The sequence below is a fragment of the Rhodanobacter sp. Soil_C_14 genome (assembly GCF_057657335.1).
Genome location: NZ_JBDGIQ010000003.1, coordinates 242,234 through 258,967, shown reverse-complemented (window position 1 = coordinate 258,967; position 16,734 = coordinate 242,234). Strand labels below are relative to the sequence as shown.

9 protein-coding genes and 1 pseudogene are annotated in these 16,734 nt (G+C 68.1%); 2 read left to right on the top strand and 8 right to left on the bottom strand.

Features of this window, described 5'->3' with window-relative positions; all coding sequences use genetic code 11:
• The first annotated feature begins 9 nt into the window (after positions 1–9).
• Positions 10–864 (top strand): ribonuclease H-like domain-containing protein, encoded by an 855-nt coding sequence (locus AC3A56_RS09725; RefSeq protein ID WP_487770167.1) that lies wholly within the window; start codon positions 10–12, stop codon positions 862–864.
• Between the two features lie 31 nt (positions 865–895).
• Here AC3A56_RS09725 and mddA read toward each other — a convergent pair whose 3' ends face one another.
• From mddA to AC3A56_RS09700, 5 genes are all read right to left on the bottom strand, one after another.
• On the bottom strand, positions 896–1,675 hold the full coding sequence (gene mddA, locus AC3A56_RS09720) for a methanethiol S-methyltransferase (RefSeq protein ID WP_487770166.1): 780 nt from the start codon (positions 1,673–1,675) through the stop codon (positions 896–898).
• A gap of 26 nt (positions 1,676–1,701) precedes the next feature.
• Positions 1,702–3,126: a c-type cytochrome gene (locus tag AC3A56_RS09715; RefSeq protein ID WP_487770165.1), complete on the bottom strand. Its 1,425-nt coding sequence runs from the start codon at positions 3,124–3,126 to the stop codon at positions 1,702–1,704.
• A gap of 163 nt (positions 3,127–3,289) precedes the next feature.
• Positions 3,290–6,082, bottom strand: coding sequence for a serine/threonine-protein kinase (locus AC3A56_RS09710; RefSeq protein ID WP_487770164.1), 2,793 nt, complete (start codon positions 6,080–6,082; stop codon positions 3,290–3,292).
• A 132-nt stretch (positions 6,083–6,214) separates the two neighbouring features.
• Positions 6,215–6,745: an ECF-type sigma factor gene (locus AC3A56_RS09705; RefSeq protein WP_056718575.1), complete on the bottom strand. Its 531-nt coding sequence runs from the start codon at positions 6,743–6,745 to the stop codon at positions 6,215–6,217.
• A gap of 120 nt (positions 6,746–6,865) precedes the next feature.
• Complete coding sequence (locus AC3A56_RS09700; protein ID WP_487770163.1) at positions 6,866–7,903, bottom strand: hypothetical protein; 1,038 nt, start codon at positions 7,901–7,903, stop codon at positions 6,866–6,868.
• A gap of 332 nt (positions 7,904–8,235) precedes the next feature.
• Between AC3A56_RS09700 and AC3A56_RS09695 the strand changes: the two genes are divergently transcribed.
• Positions 8,236–9,807 carry an SDR family NAD(P)-dependent oxidoreductase gene (locus tag AC3A56_RS09695; protein WP_487770162.1) on the top strand — a complete coding sequence of 524 codons (1,572 nt, stop codon included), beginning with the start codon at positions 8,236–8,238 and terminating at the stop codon, positions 9,805–9,807.
• Positions 9,808–9,820: 13 nt separating this feature from the next.
• Here AC3A56_RS09695 and AC3A56_RS09690 read toward each other — a convergent pair whose 3' ends face one another.
• The 3 genes and pseudogenes from AC3A56_RS09690 to AC3A56_RS09680 all read right to left on the bottom strand — a co-directional run.
• Positions 9,821–12,253: a GH92 family glycosyl hydrolase gene (locus tag AC3A56_RS09690; RefSeq protein ID WP_487770161.1), complete on the bottom strand. Its 2,433-nt coding sequence runs from the start codon at positions 12,251–12,253 to the stop codon at positions 9,821–9,823.
• Positions 12,254–12,281: 28 nt separating this feature from the next.
• Positions 12,282–13,721: a glycoside hydrolase family 125 protein gene (locus tag AC3A56_RS09685; RefSeq protein WP_487770160.1), complete on the bottom strand. Its 1,440-nt coding sequence runs from the start codon at positions 13,719–13,721 to the stop codon at positions 12,282–12,284.
• A gap of 159 nt (positions 13,722–13,880) precedes the next feature.
• Positions 13,881–16,547: pseudogene (locus AC3A56_RS09680) on the bottom strand (beta-mannosidase); the annotation flags it as partial.
• Between the last annotated feature and the right edge of the window lie 187 nt (positions 16,548–16,734).

Below are 16,734 nucleotides of genomic sequence, written 5' to 3'. Positions count from 1 at the left end.
GCTGCACGGATGCGCAAGCTGCGCGTGGAAGCCGGCAAAGTCGCCAGCACGCCTGTAGCGACATCAATCATCCATTCCGTCAGCAGCCATGCGGTGACCGTGCCGGATCGGGTGATTTCCCCCGAACTGCGTCGCCTGCTGCAACGACACGCGCAACTGAAGCGAGGCCCGGCCACACTCTCGTCCAACGACCGCGAGGTGCCCGGCATCGAGATCGCGCCCGGCCTGCGCTACACCGAACAATGGATTGACTGGCTCGCTCCGCCGGCGATCATCGACGCCAGCTTCGCCCGGATGGAACTGGTACATCACGATCGCCTGCTGCACTTCGACACCGAGACCACCGGCCTGGCCGGTGGCACCGGCACCCGCGCCTTCATGATTGGCGCCGCCGACTGGCTCGATGGCCGCTTCCGCATCCGCCAGCTCACCCTCACCACGATGGCCGCCGAAACCGCCATGCTGCACACGTTCGCCAAGTGGCTGAGCGAGGACACCGTGCTCGTCAGTTACAACGGCAAGTGCTACGACGCACCGCTGCTGGCCACCCGCTATCGCCTCGCCCGCCTGCCCAATCCGCTGGCCGGCCTGGCTCATCTGGACCTGCTGCATCCGGTGCGACGGTACTGGAAGCGGCAGTGGCCCAACTGCCGCCTGGCCACCGCCGAACGACAGTTGCTCGGCGTGGTGCGCGAGGACGACCTGCCCGGCGCCGAGGCGCCGGCCGCCTGGCTCACCTACCTGCGCGGCGGCTCTGCCCGGAACCTGCGACGGGTGGCCGCGCACAACGCCCAGGACCTGAAAAGCCTGGCCGGCGTGCTGCTGCACATGGCCAATTGTTCGACCATATCGACAGCGCGTTGAAGAGCGGTTTGCCAGCGGGCAAGGTACCCGCTCAATGCGCCACCCCGGGTGCGGAACGGGACGATTTGCCATGGCGCGGGCGCGGCCACGGGCACAGCATCGGTACTTCGTGCTGGTAGCGGCAGTAGTCACCGCCGTACGCGGCGATCAGGTCGCGTTCTTCGAGGAATTTCACCGCAATCAGGATGTAGCCGCCGGTGGCGAGGGCAAACAGCAGGTGGCCGGCGCTCATGTGCGGGGTGGCCCAGAACGCGATGAGGAAACCGAGCATCAGCGGATGGCGCACGACGCGATAGAAAAAATGCTGCTTGAACGGCAACGGCGTACAGGGGCGCCTGCGAGCGTACAGCCACACCTGGCGCAGGCCGAACAGGTCGAAGTGGTTGATCACGAAGGTGCCGGTGAGCACCAGCAGCCAGCCGAAGGCAAACAGCGCATACAGGAGCGACTGGCCCCAGCCGGCGTCCACCTGCCAGATCGTGCCCGGCAACGACTGCCACTGCCAGAACAACAGGATCAGCGCCAGGCTGGACAGCAGCACGTAGGTGCTGCGCTCGATCGCCGGCGACACCACGCGTGTCAGCCACGCCTTGAAGCCGCGGCGTGCCATGCCGCTGTGCTGCACGGCGAACAGCCCGAGCAGTGCGAGGTCGATGATCCAGGGTGTGGGCGTCTCCGGCCCGATCGGCGGCGGCCGGTCCAGTGTCCGGGGTACCAGGAAGTCCCCCACGAAGGCGATCGCGTAGAGAAACGTCAGGAAGAACACGACGTAGCAGAGCACGCCGTAGCAGAGAACCGACAAGGCACGCATGATCGATTACCTCCGGTGGTGACGCCTCACAGCGCCGACAGGAACGCCACGAGATCGTTTTTTTGCTGCCCGCTCATGTGCACGTCGAAGCGGGTGTCGTAGAAGTCGACGACGTCCATCAGCGTCGCCGCCGAGCCGTTGTGGAAGTACGGCGCGCGTGCGGCGAGTCCACGCAGGATCGGCCCCTTGAACTTGCCGATGTCAGCCCACTTGCCGGTACGTAACGCCAGGCCGGGGTCGGTGGTTTGCACGCTCCTGCCCGTGGCGTTGTTGGTCAGCGTGTACAGCGGCATGTCCGGCGTGCGTCGGCTCGCGTCGGCAATGCCGATGTCCACCGGCAGCGCCACCGAGTGATTGCCGATGTTCGGCGCGTTGTGGCAGCTGCTGCAGCTGCCGTGGATGACGGGCAGGCCGGTCACGTCGTTGAGCCCGGCCACGCCGCTGATCGCGATCGGCAACGTGTTGAAGAGCTGCTCGCCGCGGGCAATCGCGGCCCGCGCACGCTCGCCGCGATCGTGGCTGAACTGCGCGCCGGGGACGTTCCACTCGTCGAACAGGCGCATCGCCTTCTCGTCGAAGGCATCGCCGGTGGGATCGCCGCCCAGGGTATCGTTGATGCCGATCCAGAAGCGCTGCTGCGCCAGGATGCTGGCGCCGCCCATGCCGTCCCCGGCGTTGAGCTTGCCGGCGTCCTGGTCGACCAGCTGGGCGGTGAACAGGTGCAGTTCGAAGTCCACGATCCGGTCGATCACGCTCTCGTCGGGGGCGACCGCGGCCTGTTCGTGACCGAGGATGGCGTCACGCGCCTGCGAAGCCAGGCTCTCGATGATGTTCTCGTGGTTGATGCCGGCATCCATCGGCGGCTTGAATGGCGCGACGGTCTCACGCCCGTCCCACATGACCGCGGTAAGCCAGATCAGGTTGGTCGACGGCAGCGGGCGCCGAAACAGCGACAGGTCGCTCGCGCTGGCGTAACCGTAAGGATCATCGACGCGGGTCAGGTGAAACTCGGCATTCGCCGGCATTGGCATGCCCACGCGGATCAGGCCCCGGTTGAGCAGCATGGAGTAGGCGATGCGCCGCGCGTAGAGGCTGGACACATCGGCCCGTGGCGACACAGCGCCGTCGACCAGGCGGAAGATCGGATCGTTGCCGTCGGTGCTGGCAAAGCGCTGGCGCAGTTCGTCCGGAGTGATCGACCAGCCCTGGGCCTGCCGATGGCATGAATCGCAGGAGCGACCGTTGGGGCCAAAGCTCTGGAAGAACGGGTTGGCGGTGTCGATGCTGCCGCTGGGCGTGCTGGTCTGCAGCCAGCCCGAAGGGTTGGCGGTGACCAGCGTGTTGGCAGCCGGTGATGGCTGGTGACGGCGATCCTGCGCCGGTGTGCCGACGACCGTCGCCAGCAGGACCAGCCCCGCTGCGACGGATACGAAAGTGCGCTGATGGAACATGACGGTGTGCCCCCTTGGCTTGTCGTTGATGCAGCCCCTGCCCCGCCCGACCGCGTGGTCGTGGCAAGACGGAGAACACCGAAGGGCGACAAGTTGCGACATGTGCCCACCGCTCGGTCCACGCAGGCCAGCCGGGACGATCAGTGGGACGCTGAAGCGCCGGTCAGTCCAGCAACAGGCCGCAGGAAGCCAGGGGATGGCGCAGCAGCGTGCTGGCAATGGCCAGCTCGGGATGTGCAGCGAGACCGCCGGCCTGGATGGTCGCGCTGGCGGCGCGGGCCTGCGCTTCGGCATGGGCGCAGTCGCCACTGCGCGCCGCGGCCACGGCAAGCCACAGCTGCGCCGCGAGTCGACGCGGATGCGCCGGTGGCAACTCGCCGGCGGCACGGGGAATCGCTGCCGTCAGCCGGGTCTTTGCCTCGCCGGCCTGGTCATGCGCCAGCTCGACCTGCGCCAGCAGCGTGTGCACCCACAGCAGTTGTGGGTCGTTGCGGGGCGCCACCGCCGCAAGGTCGCGCTCGACTGTCGCCTGCAGGTCGGCTGGACACGGCGTGGCGGGGGTCTGGGCGCAGGCCAGCAGCAGGCGCGCCTCGGCGATCAGCGGCGGCATCCGGTATTTGCGCGTGCGCAGGCCGGCGATGGCTTCCGGCAGCAGCTTGCGCGCCACGGCAGGCTGGCCTTCCAGCAGGGCGATGCCGGCCAGTTCGCTGTCCAAGCGGCCGATCCGCATGCGGTTGGCCGGATCGCTGCCGTACAGCTTGCGGGCCGCGTCGAACAGCTTGCGCGCCGCGACGAGATCGCCCGCCTCCACCTCGCCAAACGCCGTGGCCTCCAGCGAGTCGCCATGCAGGGCGGTATCCGCGCCGAAGCCGCTGGCCGACCAGGCCTGCGCCTGCCCGCAACGCGCCTGCGCGCTGGCGTGATCGGCGCGCAGCCCCTCCAGCACGCATGCTTTCTGCGCGGCATACACCTGGGTGATCTGGGGCGCATTGCCGTTGCGGGCGTACATCGCGAGGGCCTGTGCGAACAGTGCATGTGCCTGCGTCCAGTGGCCGGCGCGATAGGTGGACGAGGCCAGGCCGGCCAGCGCCAGCGTCGTCTGGTTGCTGGACGGACCGAAATGCGCGAGCTCGAACTGCCACGTTTTCCGCCACATCGGGATCGCCTCGTCGTAGCGCTCCAGGCCTTCCAGCGCGGAAGCGACGTCGTTGTAGCCGATGCCGACCCGCGGATCGTCCGGCCCCCAGCTGGCGATCCGTTCGGCCAGTGCCTCGCGGGCGAGGTCCAGCGCGGCTTCGCCATGGCCTTCGCTGTCCTCGACCGCGCCCAGCGGACCGAGCAGGTCGATCAGCGCTTCGCCGCGGATGCCCTGCGCCAGCATGCGCTGGTGGGCAAGCCGCAGGTCGGTGCCGCCGTCGGCATAGTCCTCCATGCGTACCGCGGCGTAGCCCCGTGCGGTCAGCGCACGGATCGATTCGATGGCGGACGGCGCCAGCGTCCGTTCCGACAAGGCGACGGCCCGGTTCGCCAGTTGGCGCGCCTGCGCGACATCGCCGAGGTCCTCGTACAGGCGCGAGAACATCGCCAGCAGGTCCACGCGGCTGCCGTCATCCATCGACGGCGCGTTGTCGAGTTTCGCGACGCCATGGGCCAGCAGTTCGTCCAGGCTCGGTTGTTCCGATGTGGCGGCACCGTAGCGCACTGGTGCGAACAGACTCTCGACGAAATCCCGCACCATGTTCGCGCGTGCGGCCTGCTGGCGGGCCACCTGCGCCTGCCACAGCGCTATCGACAATGAGGTAAGGACGGCCGCCACGAACAACGAGGTGAGCACCACGCCGCCGCGATGGCGGGCCACGAATTTGCTGGTGCGATACCAGCGCGACGGCGGATGGGCCAGCACCGGCTGGCGGTCCAGGTGGCGCTCGATGTCCTCGGCCAGTGCGCCGGCCGAGGCGTAGCGACGCTCCGCCTCGGTGGCGATGGCCTTCAGCACGATGTTGTCGAGATCGCCGCGCAGCTTGTGCCGCAGCCTCGACACGCTGGCCGGCACGGTGCCGTAAGCCGTGGTGACGGTGTCCGGGCTGAGCCGTGACGACGGGGTGCCGGCATCCACGCTGGCGCGCCGTTGCCCGGTGATCAGTTCGTCCAGCAATACGCCCAGCGCATACACGTCGGTCGCCGCGGTGACCGGTTCCTGGGCGAACTGTTCGGGCGCCGCGTAGGCGGGCGTCAAGGCGCGATGCTGGGTATGGATCTGCTCGGCGGCGTCCTCGTCGAGCAGCATGGCGATGCCGAAGTCCAGCAGCTTGACGTGGCCGTCGGCGGTGACCAGCACGTTGGACGGCTTCAGGTCACGGTGCACGATCAGTGCACGATGCGCCGTCTCCACCGCACGGCAGACCATCAGGAACAGCACCAGCCGCTGGCGCAGGTCCAGCCGGTGCTGGCTGGCGTAGCGGGTGATCGGCACGCCGTCGACCAGCTCCAGCGCGATATAGGCCAGACCGGCCTCGGTGATGCCGCCCTCGATCAGGCGGGCGATGCCGGGATGGCGCAGGCGCGCCAGCGCCTCGCGCTCGCGGCGAAACTGGCGCTGCGCATCGGCGGTGTAGAGGCCGCGCGCCAGCAGCTTGATCGCCACTTCCTGGCGTACGCCATCGACCTGGCGAAAGGCCCGGAACACCGTCGACGAACCGCCCTCGCCCAGCACCTCGACCAGCTCGAACGGACCGATGCGGCTGCCGGCCGGCAGCGCCTGGGCGACGCTGGTATCGCCGATGGCCCGCGCGGCACAGGCGGCATCGCCGGTGGACAGCAGCTCGCCTTCGGTGGCGTCGGCGGCGAGCAGGCGTTCGATCTCCGCGCGCCGCAGCGGATCGGGGCAGCGCTCGTCCAGCAGACGCGCACGCTCCGGCGCGGGCAGCCCGAGTGCCGCTTCGAACACGTCGCGCATTGTCGTTGCGGGTTCCACGCCGAACTCCCCACGGTATGCCTTGCCACGGTTAACCCCGAACATGCCCCGTTTGCGACCTCGCCCCCGATCGCGCTTCGCCGCCACCCCGACGGCATGCCGCGCCCGGCACCCTCAACCCATGCGGGCCTTGATGAATGCGCGGGCAAAGCGCCAGTCGCGGTCGATGGTGCGCCGGGCCACGCCGAGCGTGTCGGCGACCTGTTCCAGGCTGAGCCCGGCGAAGTAACGCAGTTCCACCACCTGGGCGGCACGGGCGTCGGACTGTTCCAGCGCGTCCAGCGCGGCGTCCAGCGCCAGCGTCTGTTCGGCGGTGTCGAGCGCCAGTTTCAGATCCTGGTCGTCAAGGGTAACCCGCAGCCACTGCCCGCCCGCGCACAGGCGCAGGCGATCGCGGGCGCGGTTGATCAGCAGGTGGCGCATGGCGCGCGCGGCGTAGGCAAAGAACTGGGCGGGATGGTCGAAATGCAACGCCTCGCGCTGGCCCATGCGCAGGTACAGCTCGTGCACCAGTTCGGTGGTGTCCAGGGTGGCTTGGCGACGATTCGACAACTGTCGGGCGGCCATCGCCTTGAGCCGCGCGTACACCACGGCGAACAGCGCGTCGGTGGAACCGTCGCTGGCCAGGGGTCGGGAATCGGACATGACGAGCACCTCCCTGCAGCCGCCATGCGCCGCATGGTACGCCTTTGCCGGGAATCCGTACCCCGTTCGGCGCGGACAGCTGAACGGTCGTCCGCTCGGTCGCCGCGGCGGGGAATCAGCTCAGGCCGACAGCGCGTCAGTCGCCAGCAGGGGCGGCAGCCGGCGCGAGCCCGATCGCCGACCGTCGATGAAGGTGTACAGGCGACCGCCGATCATGGTCACCACGGCACGGCCGGACAGGCGGATGCTGGCAGACGCCGCTGGCGACATCGACAGGCCGAGCTGGTGTTCGGCGCGCATGCGGACGGCCTTGGCGGCAAACCAGGCCTTCGGACCGGCCAGCAAGCTGTCCGACGCCGACTCGGTCTGGCGCGAGTCCGCGATGGTCTGGCGCAGATGGGCCAGGTGGCTGGTGTTGAACGCTTCGCTCAAGGCGGCGCACTGGAAGGGCGAGGCCACGTATTCGTCCAGCAGGTTGCCCAGCACGGCCACCACGCTCAGGGCGATCCGCCGGTTGGCCCGTTCCACGTGCGAGTTGCCCGTGGATGCCTGCCAGATCCCGTCGAGGGCAGCGGCCAGCCTGCGGCACTCCGGCTGGTTCAGCGGGCGCTGGCCCAGCGGGATGGCGCGACGGGCAACCAGCCAGGCCTGGTCGCGGGCCGGCAGCGCGTGCGAACGCTGCGCGGTGCGGGCCCTGGCTTCCCGCATGGACAATTCGTCGGTGGCCGCCATCCGCAGGGACAGTGCCTCCTGGGTCAGCGGCACCGCGCGGACGCTGCCGTCGGCACGATACCAGCGCCGATGTTCCAGCGTGGCGCGATGAAACAGGCCTGCCGGTGGCGGCACCGTGGCCCGCGCCTCGGCGGCGTAATCCAGCGACGGCGCCATCGAGCGCAGCCCGGCGGCGTGGGCAGCCAGTACGCGGTCGAGCAGGATTTCGGCGGTGATCAGGTGGCGATGGTAGGCGGCGTGACGATCATGTTCGGCGCCGGCCGTGAAATAGACGAAGCGGATGCGCGGCGTGGCTTCGTCGCTGCGGACGGCCCCGTGACAGCCCTGGCCGATGATCCGGCGCCCGATCGGCAGGGCGCGATGCGCGGTCGGCAAGCTGTCGAGCACGCTCTTGATGGCGGGCAATACGGCGGACGGATCGGCCATGGCGGCCTCTTGCACTGGCGCACTTGCAGAAATCGACAAACTCACAAAACAACCCTGCCTGCTTGGGCGACCACGGCTCTCGACTCTGCCAGCGCCCCGTCACCCGGATACCTGCCGTCCAGCCTGGACAACTACGGTTTCACTCTTGCATCGACCGCGCCAACAAAGTGTGCGCTGGATCGCATCGCTGGAAGCCCGTGCGGGGCGGTTCAGGGGCATCGCGCGCCGCGGCCGGCCGGATTTTCCCGGTTGGCGCGGAAAAACAGGCAAAATAGGCGGTTGCGGCATGCCATCCCGGGTGTCCGCCCCTTCCTGCCGATGACCGACGACGAATGACCGCCTTGAACATGCCCCCCGCCTCCCCGCCCGAAGACGCCGATGCCTGCCTGCTGGAGCGTCTGCGCGCCGCGGCTGAACTGCTGGAGTCGGTGGCGGCGGACCGCGAGCTGCTGGACCGGCTGCCGGCCGACGATCGCCAGCGCCTGCACCAGGCCGTGGCGCAGGTCTATCACCCCGACCCGGCGGCGCGTCGGATCAAGCTGAAGGCGGCTGAAAAGGCCCGTTACGCCAGCAAGGTCGAAGCGGAGGAATCGGTACTCAACCAGACCGGCATCCGCACGCTGCGCCGCCGCCCCGTGTTCACCACGGCCAACCTGTTCCCGCCCCAGGGATTCCAGCCAAACGACATCCCGCCGCAAGCCGATGCCGCGCAGCCGCGCGAAGCCATCGAACCCCGGCACTGCTACGTCTGCAAGAAGAAGTATTCCACCCTGCACTTCTTCTACGACCAGATGTGCCCCGACTGCGCCGCGTTCAACTACGCCAAGCGCGACGAACTGGCCGACCTCAGCGGACGCGTGGCCCTGCTCACCGGTGGCCGGGTGAAGATCGGCTACCAGGCCGGCCTGAAACTGCTGCGCGCCGGCGCCGAGCTGATCGTCACCACGCGCTTCCCGCGCGACTCGGCGGCGCGCTACGCGGCTGAACCGGACTTCGCCGAATGGGGTCACCGGCTGCAGGTCTACGGCCTTGACCTGCGCCACACGCCCAGCGTGGAAGCGTTCTGCCAGGAACTGGTGGCCACCCGCCCGCGGCTGGACTTCATCATCAACAACGCCTGCCAGACCGTGCGCCGACCGCCGGACTTCTACGCCCACATGATGGAAGGCGAGACCGCCGCGCTGCACGACATGCCCGAGCATGTGCGCCAGTTGGTCGGCCACTACGAGGGTTTGCGCAGCTCGAACATCCTGCCGCAAGGCGATGCGCCGGCCCGGCACGATTCCTCCGTTCCCGGCCTGACCCGCGCCGCCGAGCTGTCGCAGGTGGCGCTGCTGCCGGAGGAATTGCTGGCGCAGAGTCACCTGTTCCCCGAAGGCCGGCTCGACCAGGACCTGCAGCAGGTCGACCTGCGCCAGCGCAATTCATGGCGCCTGCTGATGGCCGAGGTGCCGTCGGTGGAGTTGCTGGAGGTGCAGCTGGTGAACGCGATCGCCCCGTTCATCATCAACGCGCGATTGAAGCCGCTGATGCTGCGCACGGCCGATCGCGACAAGCACATCGTCAACGTGTCGGCGATGGAAGGCCAGTTCTACCGCAACTTCAAGACCACCCGGCACCCGCACACCAACATGGCCAAGGCCGCGCTCAACATGATGACGCGCACCTCGGCGACGGATTACCACAACGACGGCATCCACATGAACAGCGTGGACACCGGCTGGGTGACCGACGAGGACCCGGCCGAGCTGGCCGCGAGGAAGGTGGCGGAGGAACGCTTCCATCCGCCGCTGGACATCGTCGACGGCGCCGCCCGCATCGTCGATCCGATCATCCACGGCATCAACACCGGCGAACACGTGTGGGGGCAGTTCCTCAAGGATTACCGCCCCACGGACTGGTGAGCCCTCGCCGTCGTCAGGCCTTCCTGCCGGCGGCCTCGCCGAATGACGGCGGCCGGTCCGCCGGCGCCGCGCCGAATTCCGGGTTCGGCGTACTGCCCATCCGGAATTCCAGCGTGCCGCCGGCGGCCAGCTCGGCGTGGCTGATCCAGCTGCGGCTCCATGGCTGGCCGTTCCAGCTGACCGACTGGATGTACGGACTGTCCGGTCCGTTGCCCGGGGCCAGCACCATCAGCCTGCGCCGGTCGGCCAGCTCGATCTCCGCGCGATCGACCAGCGGGCTGCCGAACACGTAGTTGGCGCTGACCGGATCGACCGCGTACAGACCCAGCGCGCCGAGCACGTACCAGGCGCTGGTCTGGCCGCAGTCCTCGTTGCCGGCGAGGCCGTCGGGCTGCGCCTCGTACATGCTTTCCAGCAGCTTGCGCACGCGTGCCTGGGTCTTGTGGTGCGCACCGGTGTACGCGTACAGGTAGGCCACGTGATGGCTGGGTTCATTGCCGTGGGCGTACTGGCCGACCAGGCCGGCGATGTCCGGCGGCGCATCGGCCGGCAGCGCCGAACTGGTGTTGAACAGTTCATCCAGCTTGCGCTCGAACGCCTGCTCGCCGCCGAACAGTTTCATGTATTCGTACAGGTCGTGCTGATTGAGGAAGGTCGCCTGCCATGCGTTCGATTCGGTGAAGTCGCGCCATTTCCTCGAGTGGCCCATGCCGCGCGGATCGAACGGTTCCAGCCAGTGGCCATCCTTCGCGCGTGGCCGCACGAAACCCGACTGGCGGTCGAACACGTGCCGGTAGTTGCGCGAGCGCTCGCGCAGCCGGGCAGCTTCGGCATGCGCGCCAGCGGCATCGGCCAGCCTGGCCACGGCCCAGTCATCGTAGGCGTATTCGAGCGTCTTGCTGACCGCCTCGCCTTCCTTGTCGCTGGGGATGTAGCCGAGCTTGCGGTAGTACGGCAGGCCGCGGTAGTCGTCGTCCATCGCCCGACGGCGAAACAGCGGCCAGGCCGCGGCGTAGTCGATGCCGGTGAAGCCCTTCGCATGCGCCTCGGCTACCACCGCGGCGGAGTGGTAGCCGATCATGCAACCGGTTTCCACGCCCTGCAGCGGCCACACCGGCGGGCCGTCAGGGCTTTCGCCGGCCATCCGCACCAGGCCGTTGACCAGGTCGGGCACGCGATCGGGCTGGTACAGCGTCAGCAGCGGATGCTGCGCCCGGTAGGTGTCCCACAGCGAGTAGGTGCTGTAGTTGTTCGCGCCCGACGGCAGCTGGTGCACGGCCAGGTCCATGCCCCGGTAGCGGCCATCGACGTCGCTGAACAGGGTCGGCGCCAGCATGGTGTGGTACAGCGAGGTGTAGAAGATGCTGCGCGTGTCTTCGGACATCGTGTCGATGCGGATGCGGCCCAGCTCGCGCTCCCACGTTGCGGCCGCCGTCCTGCGGACCTGTTCGAAGTCCCAGCCGGGCACTTCCGCGTCGAGGTTGCGCAGCGCGCCGGCCACGTCGACGCCGGAGATGCCGACCTTGACCAGCAGCGGCGCGCTGGCGATGTTGTCGAAGTGCAGCGCCGCCTTCAGGTGCAGCCCCTGCGTTTCGCCGGCGCTGGCCGGCAGGGCCGCATCTTCGTTGTACAACGTGGCCTGCGTGATCGGGCGCGACAGCTTCATCGCGAAATAGATGTGCCGGCCGCCGGCCCACTGATGCACGCGCCGCTCGCCGACCAGGGTGTCGTTGCCGACCAGCTTCAGCCGCGCATCGCTGACCTTGCTGGGTACCGCGGCATCGTCGTGGTAGCCGTGCGCGAGATCGACCAGCAGGTGGCCGCTGCCGTCGCCGTGGAAGGTGTAGCGATGCAGTCCGGTGCGCAGGGTCGCCGTGAGCTCGGCGAGGATGTCGTGGTTCTTCAGGTGCACCCGGTAGTAGCCCGGCTGCGCCTGTTCCTGATCGTACGTCGAGCGGTAACCCGGGCCGGGCTGCGCCATCGCATCGGGCGAAATCCGCTCGCCGACATCGGCGCCGTCGTGACGCGAACGGTAGTTCAGGTCCGGCAATCCACGCCCGCCCGGTTGCAGCAGCACCGGTCCCTGTGCCGGCATCACCAGCACGTCGAGCATGTCGCTGGCGCCGGTGCCGCTCAGGTGCGTGTGCGAGAAACCCATGATCGAACCATCGCCCTGGTGGTAGCCCGAGCAGGCATCCCAGCCGGCGTCGTTGGTGTCCGGGCTCAGCTGCACCATGCCGAACGGCAAGGTGGCGCCGGGATAGACGTGGCCGTGGCCGCCGGTGCCGATGAAGACATCCACGTGGCGGGCGAAACCGTCGGGCTCGGGCGCGGGCGACATCGCATGGCCGTTGCGCGGTGCCGCGAATGCCGCCAGCGGTTCGAGCCGGCTGCCGAGCAGGCCCAGGGCGGCTGCGCCCTGCAGGAAACGTCTGCGTGTCACCATGCTGCGTTCTCCGTTGCGTGTTCGGGGGTCATGCGCGCCGCAGCAGCTCCGGTCGCTGCGCCGCCACTTGCACGATCAGTTCGCCGAACAGGGTGTTGGCCCAGGCGAACCACGCGCGGGTGAAATGTGCCGGATCATCCTGATCGAAGGCCTCGTGCATGAAGCCGGTGCCAGCATGGGTGGTTTTCAGCCAGCGCAGGCACTGGCGGATCTCGCCGTCGTCATCGCTGCTCAGGCCCCGCACGATGATCGACATCGGCCAGATCATCCGCAAGCCCTGGTGCGGGCCACCAATGCCCTGCGCCGCGCGGCCCTGGAAAAAATACGGATTGCGCGGGCTCCAGGCCAGTGCGCGACTGCGCCGGTAGCGCGGATCGTCGCGTTTGCAGCAGCCGAGGTAAGCCAGGCTCGACAATCCCGGCGCGTTGGCATCGTCCATGAACAGCTGGTTGCCGTAGCCGTCGACTTCGTACGCCCAGATTTCGTTGCCTTGCCCATCGCGCATCACGCCGAACTTCTGCAGCGCCTGTTCCACCTCATCGGCCAGCGCGGTGCATTCGCCGGCAAAGGCGCGCTCGTCGTGCAGCGCGATGGACAGCTGCGCCAGTTGACGCAGCGAACTCACCGCGAACAGGTTGCCGGGGATGAACAGCGGATACACGCAGGCGTCGTCCGATGGGCGGAACATCGCATGGATCAACCCGACTGCCCGGGTCGGCTGCCCGTAGCCGCGGAGGAACTGGGTATCGGTAGGGTTGGCCGATGGCCTCTGGAAATGGTACGGACCGGGGCCGTGCTTGCGCTGCTGTTGGCGGAACGTCGCCAGCACGGCATGCATCGCGGTGCGCCAGTCGTCGTCGAACGGCTGGCGATCGCCGGTAGCCTGCCAGTACGCATGCGCCAGGCGGATCGGATAGCACAGCGAATCGATCTCCCATTTGCGCTCGGCCACGCCCGGGCGCATGTCGGTAAGGTCCTGCTGCGCCCACGACAGTGGCGTCTTCGCCTGCGGATCGGGCAGGAAGGCGTTGGCATACGGGTCGATCGAGATGCACCGCGCGTGGCGGTGGATCAGGCCGCGGAACAGCCGGCGCAGCGCTTCGTCGTGCGCAGCCAGCGACACGTACGGCCACACCTGCGCCGAGGAATCGCGCAGCCACATCGCGTCGATGTCGCCGGTGACGATGAAGGTATCCGGCTTGCCACCCAGACTGCCCAGCTGCACCGTGGTGTCCAGCGTATTCGGGTAGCAGTTCTCGAACAGCCAGGCGAGTTCGGGATCGCCGATCTTCGCCCGCGTGCGGGCGATCAGCGCTTCGACGGCTGCGCTGGTGAACTTGCGCTTGCCCAGGGGCGGGCGATGGCTGGGAAAGCGCGATGCGGCGTGTACCAGCGGGATGCCGCCGAGCATGGCGCCACCGGCAGCGCCGGCCATCAACTTCAACAGGGAACGGCGAGATGTATTCATGATTCGATGAAGGCCCTCGAATGACCCGCTTGCCCGTCATTCCCGCGAAGGTGGAAATCCAGGTTGCGGTTTCGCAAGCCTTACACGAATCCCGGCTTGCGCGGGATTAACGCATTTCCCCGGAGAAACGCTGCAGCCCCCGTCGCGGGCCACGCTTTGCCCGACCGTGGCATCGACCAGTGAGCGCACCTGCAACGCCGCTTGCAACGAGGCGAGATCGGCCGGGCTGCTGACCTGCAGTTCGATGCTTTCGCCGGGCAGCAGGTCGAGGGCGTTGTCCGATACCCTGGCATCCAGTTCGCCGAAGTCGATCCATACGGCGCGCGCCAGATGTTTCGCGTGCAGCTTCAATACCACGCCATGGCCGCTGTCGCGGAGCTCCGCCTGCAACTCCGGGGACGGCAGTTGCAAGGTCGACGCGCGATCGAAATACAGCAGATGTCGCGACACCGCCCTGCCCTGCACGATCAGCTCGAACACGGCGAAGCTGCGATGCGGATCGGCACCTTGCAGCAGCGCCGCATCGGCCAACTCGGCGACGCGGGTACTGGCCAGCGCAGGCACACGCACCTGGTCGAGGCGCTCGTGCAGCAGCTGCCCATCCATGTCCATCACGCGCAGGCGCAGCCGGGCATCCAGCGGCGCGGTGCGGTCGGACACCAGGAACACCTCGGTACGTCCGCCGCGACGGATCGGCGCCACCCGCAACGGCGCGTAGAAGCGGCGGGCGTGGAACTGCAGCGCCTTCCAGCGTCCGAAGTAGTCGATGCTCGACCACGAGGCGCCGGGCCACACGTCGTTGAGCTGCCAGTACAGCGAGCCCATGCTTTGCGGCCGCGCGCTGCGCAGGTGGTCGGCGGCCAGCTCGATGCCCTCGGCTTGCATCACCTGGCTGAGGTAGACGAAGGACCCGAAATCCTTCGGCTCGCCGTAATACTTGCGGATGTAGAACAGCAGGCGCCGGTTGCCGTTGCCGCCGTCGAATTTCTGGTGCGCGCGCATCACCGGCGACTCCGGCGACAGGTCGGACGGTGCGGCGAAGCTGCGGATGGTTTCCATCGATGGGAACGATTGCAAGCCGTACTCGGACTGGAAGCGCGGCGTGGTCTTCAGATAGTCCTCGATCGGGGCGGAGCCGGCCCAGACATCCCACACGTGCATGTCGCCGTCGTTCGGCACGTTGGCCGGCCCGTCGAAATCCGTGCTCGGCGAGCTGGCCCAGTACGGCACGTCCGGCGCATGGCGCTGCACCACGTCGCGCAGGGTTTCGCCGAACAGGGTGCGCATGCCGCGCTCGACGCGTGCCCGTTCGGCCGGTCCGATGGACTCGGCGAACTTCTTGCGGTCGGGCCAGGACTCCCAACCCGTCTGCACCTCGTTGTTGCCGCACCACAGCACGATGCTCGGGTGATCGCGCAGGCGGATGACCTGTTCGGTCGCCTCGATCCGGGTGTTCTCGCGGAACGCCTCGTCGTACGGCGGGATCGCGCCGCCGAACATGAAGTCCTGCCAGATCATCAGGCCGAGCCGGTCGGCCAGCGCATAGAACGCATCGCTCTGATAATAGCCACCGCCCCACACGCGCAGCATGTTCATGTTGGCGTCGCGGGCGGACTGCAGGATCTGTTGCAGGCGCGCCGCGGTGACGCGTTCGGGGAAGCTGTCCAGCGGGATCAGGTTGGCGCCCTTGGCGAAGACCGGCACGCCATTGATCACGAAAGCGAAGCTGCGGCCCCAGCGATCGCGCTGCCGCCGCAGCTCCACACTGCGCAGCCCGGTATCGCGCTCGGCGCTGGCGATGACCTTGCCGGCCACTACCACTTCGGCATGGAAGCGATACAGGTTCGGCTCGCCGTAGCCGACCGGCCACCAGCGCTGCGGATGTTCGATGCGCAACGGCAGCTCGACATGGTTGTCGCCGGCAGTCAGCGAGGTCTCCAGGGTCGTGCTGCGGTGGCTGCCGTCAGGCGCGGTCCACGTCACCCGCAACCCGACCTTGCCGGCATGGTCAGCACGAAGATCGAATTGCGCCAGCAATTGCGCGGCCTGCGCATCGACATGCTGCTGGGCGATATGGAAATCCGCCAGCCGCAACTCGTCCCAGGTTTCCAGGTGCACCGGCTGCCAGATGCCCTCGGTGACGTAGCGCGGGCCCCAGTCCCAGCCGTACTGGTAGTTCGCCTTGCGCACGTAATTGGATGTCTGCCGGCCTTTCGGCTCGTCGCCGAACGCGGAATCGAATTCGCCCGGCAAGGCGTGGGGTTGTTTCAGCAGCCAGGGCTGCATCCGGGCGATCGGCGAATGCAGCGTGACCTGCAGCGTATTGCTGCCCGCGTGCAGCACGTCCTTCACCGGCACGCGCCAGCGCCGGAACATGTTGTCCGCGGCCAGCAGCGGCTGGCCGTTGAGCGAGACGTCGGCGAACGTGTCCAGGCCGTCGAAGACCAGATCGACATGGCCATGTCGCAAGGTCGCCGCATCGATCGCCAGTGGCAACTGGTATTGCCAGTCGGCCAGGCCGATCCACTGCAACGCCGCCTCGTTGTCGCGCTGGAACGGATCGACGATCACGCCCGCCGCCAGCAGGTCGGTCTGCACGCTGCCCGGCACATGGGCAGCGCGCCAGCCCGCCGCTTCCGGGTGGGTCTGCGCGGCGGGCGAATGCGGATCGAGGCGGAAGCGCCAGCCGCTGGCGAGCGTCTGCGTTGCCGCGGCCGCGCCGCCGGCCCATAGCGACACGATCAGAACGGCTACGCACGCGCATCGTCTCGGGAACGCCGTGGTTGGCGGGACATCCCTGCCCGGTCGCGTCCTCTGTTTCGTCATGCGCAGGCCTCTGGCGATGAACAGTGGCGCCGCTGGCGATCGGCCACGGCGGCGCCCGGTGAAGGTATACGCGATCGCGCTACCGGTAAATCGCGACTTCCCGCACACGCGCAGCCATCGGCACTTGATATCTCCCACGCAGGCGCCAGTGTCTTGCATGCCCATCACGATGAACGGCGCGAATTCG

Excerpts from the sequence above, each read along its gene's own strand:
- AC3A56_RS09725 (WP_487770167.1), top strand. The coding sequence starts at position 10 with ATGCGCAAGCTGCGCGTGGAAGCCGGCAAAGTCGCCAGCACGCCTGTA.
- mddA (WP_487770166.1), bottom strand. The coding sequence starts at position 1,675 with ATGCGTGCCTTGTCGGTTCTCTGCTACGGCGTGCTCTGCTACGTCGTG.
- AC3A56_RS09715 (WP_487770165.1), bottom strand. The coding sequence starts at position 3,126 with ATGTTCCATCAGCGCACTTTCGTATCCGTCGCAGCGGGGCTGGTCCTG.
- AC3A56_RS09710 (WP_487770164.1), bottom strand. The coding sequence starts at position 6,082 with ATGCGCGACGTGTTCGAAGCGGCACTCGGGCTGCCCGCGCCGGAGCGT.
- AC3A56_RS09705 (WP_056718575.1), bottom strand. The coding sequence starts at position 6,745 with ATGTCCGATTCCCGACCCCTGGCCAGCGACGGTTCCACCGACGCGCTG.
- AC3A56_RS09700 (WP_487770163.1), bottom strand. The coding sequence starts at position 7,903 with ATGGCCGATCCGTCCGCCGTATTGCCCGCCATCAAGAGCGTGCTCGAC.
- AC3A56_RS09695 (WP_487770162.1), top strand. The coding sequence starts at position 8,236 with ATGACCGCCTTGAACATGCCCCCCGCCTCCCCGCCCGAAGACGCCGAT.
- AC3A56_RS09690 (WP_487770161.1), bottom strand. The coding sequence starts at position 12,253 with ATGGTGACACGCAGACGTTTCCTGCAGGGCGCAGCCGCCCTGGGCCTG.
- AC3A56_RS09685 (WP_487770160.1), bottom strand. The coding sequence starts at position 13,721 with ATGAATACATCTCGCCGTTCCCTGTTGAAGTTGATGGCCGGCGCTGCC.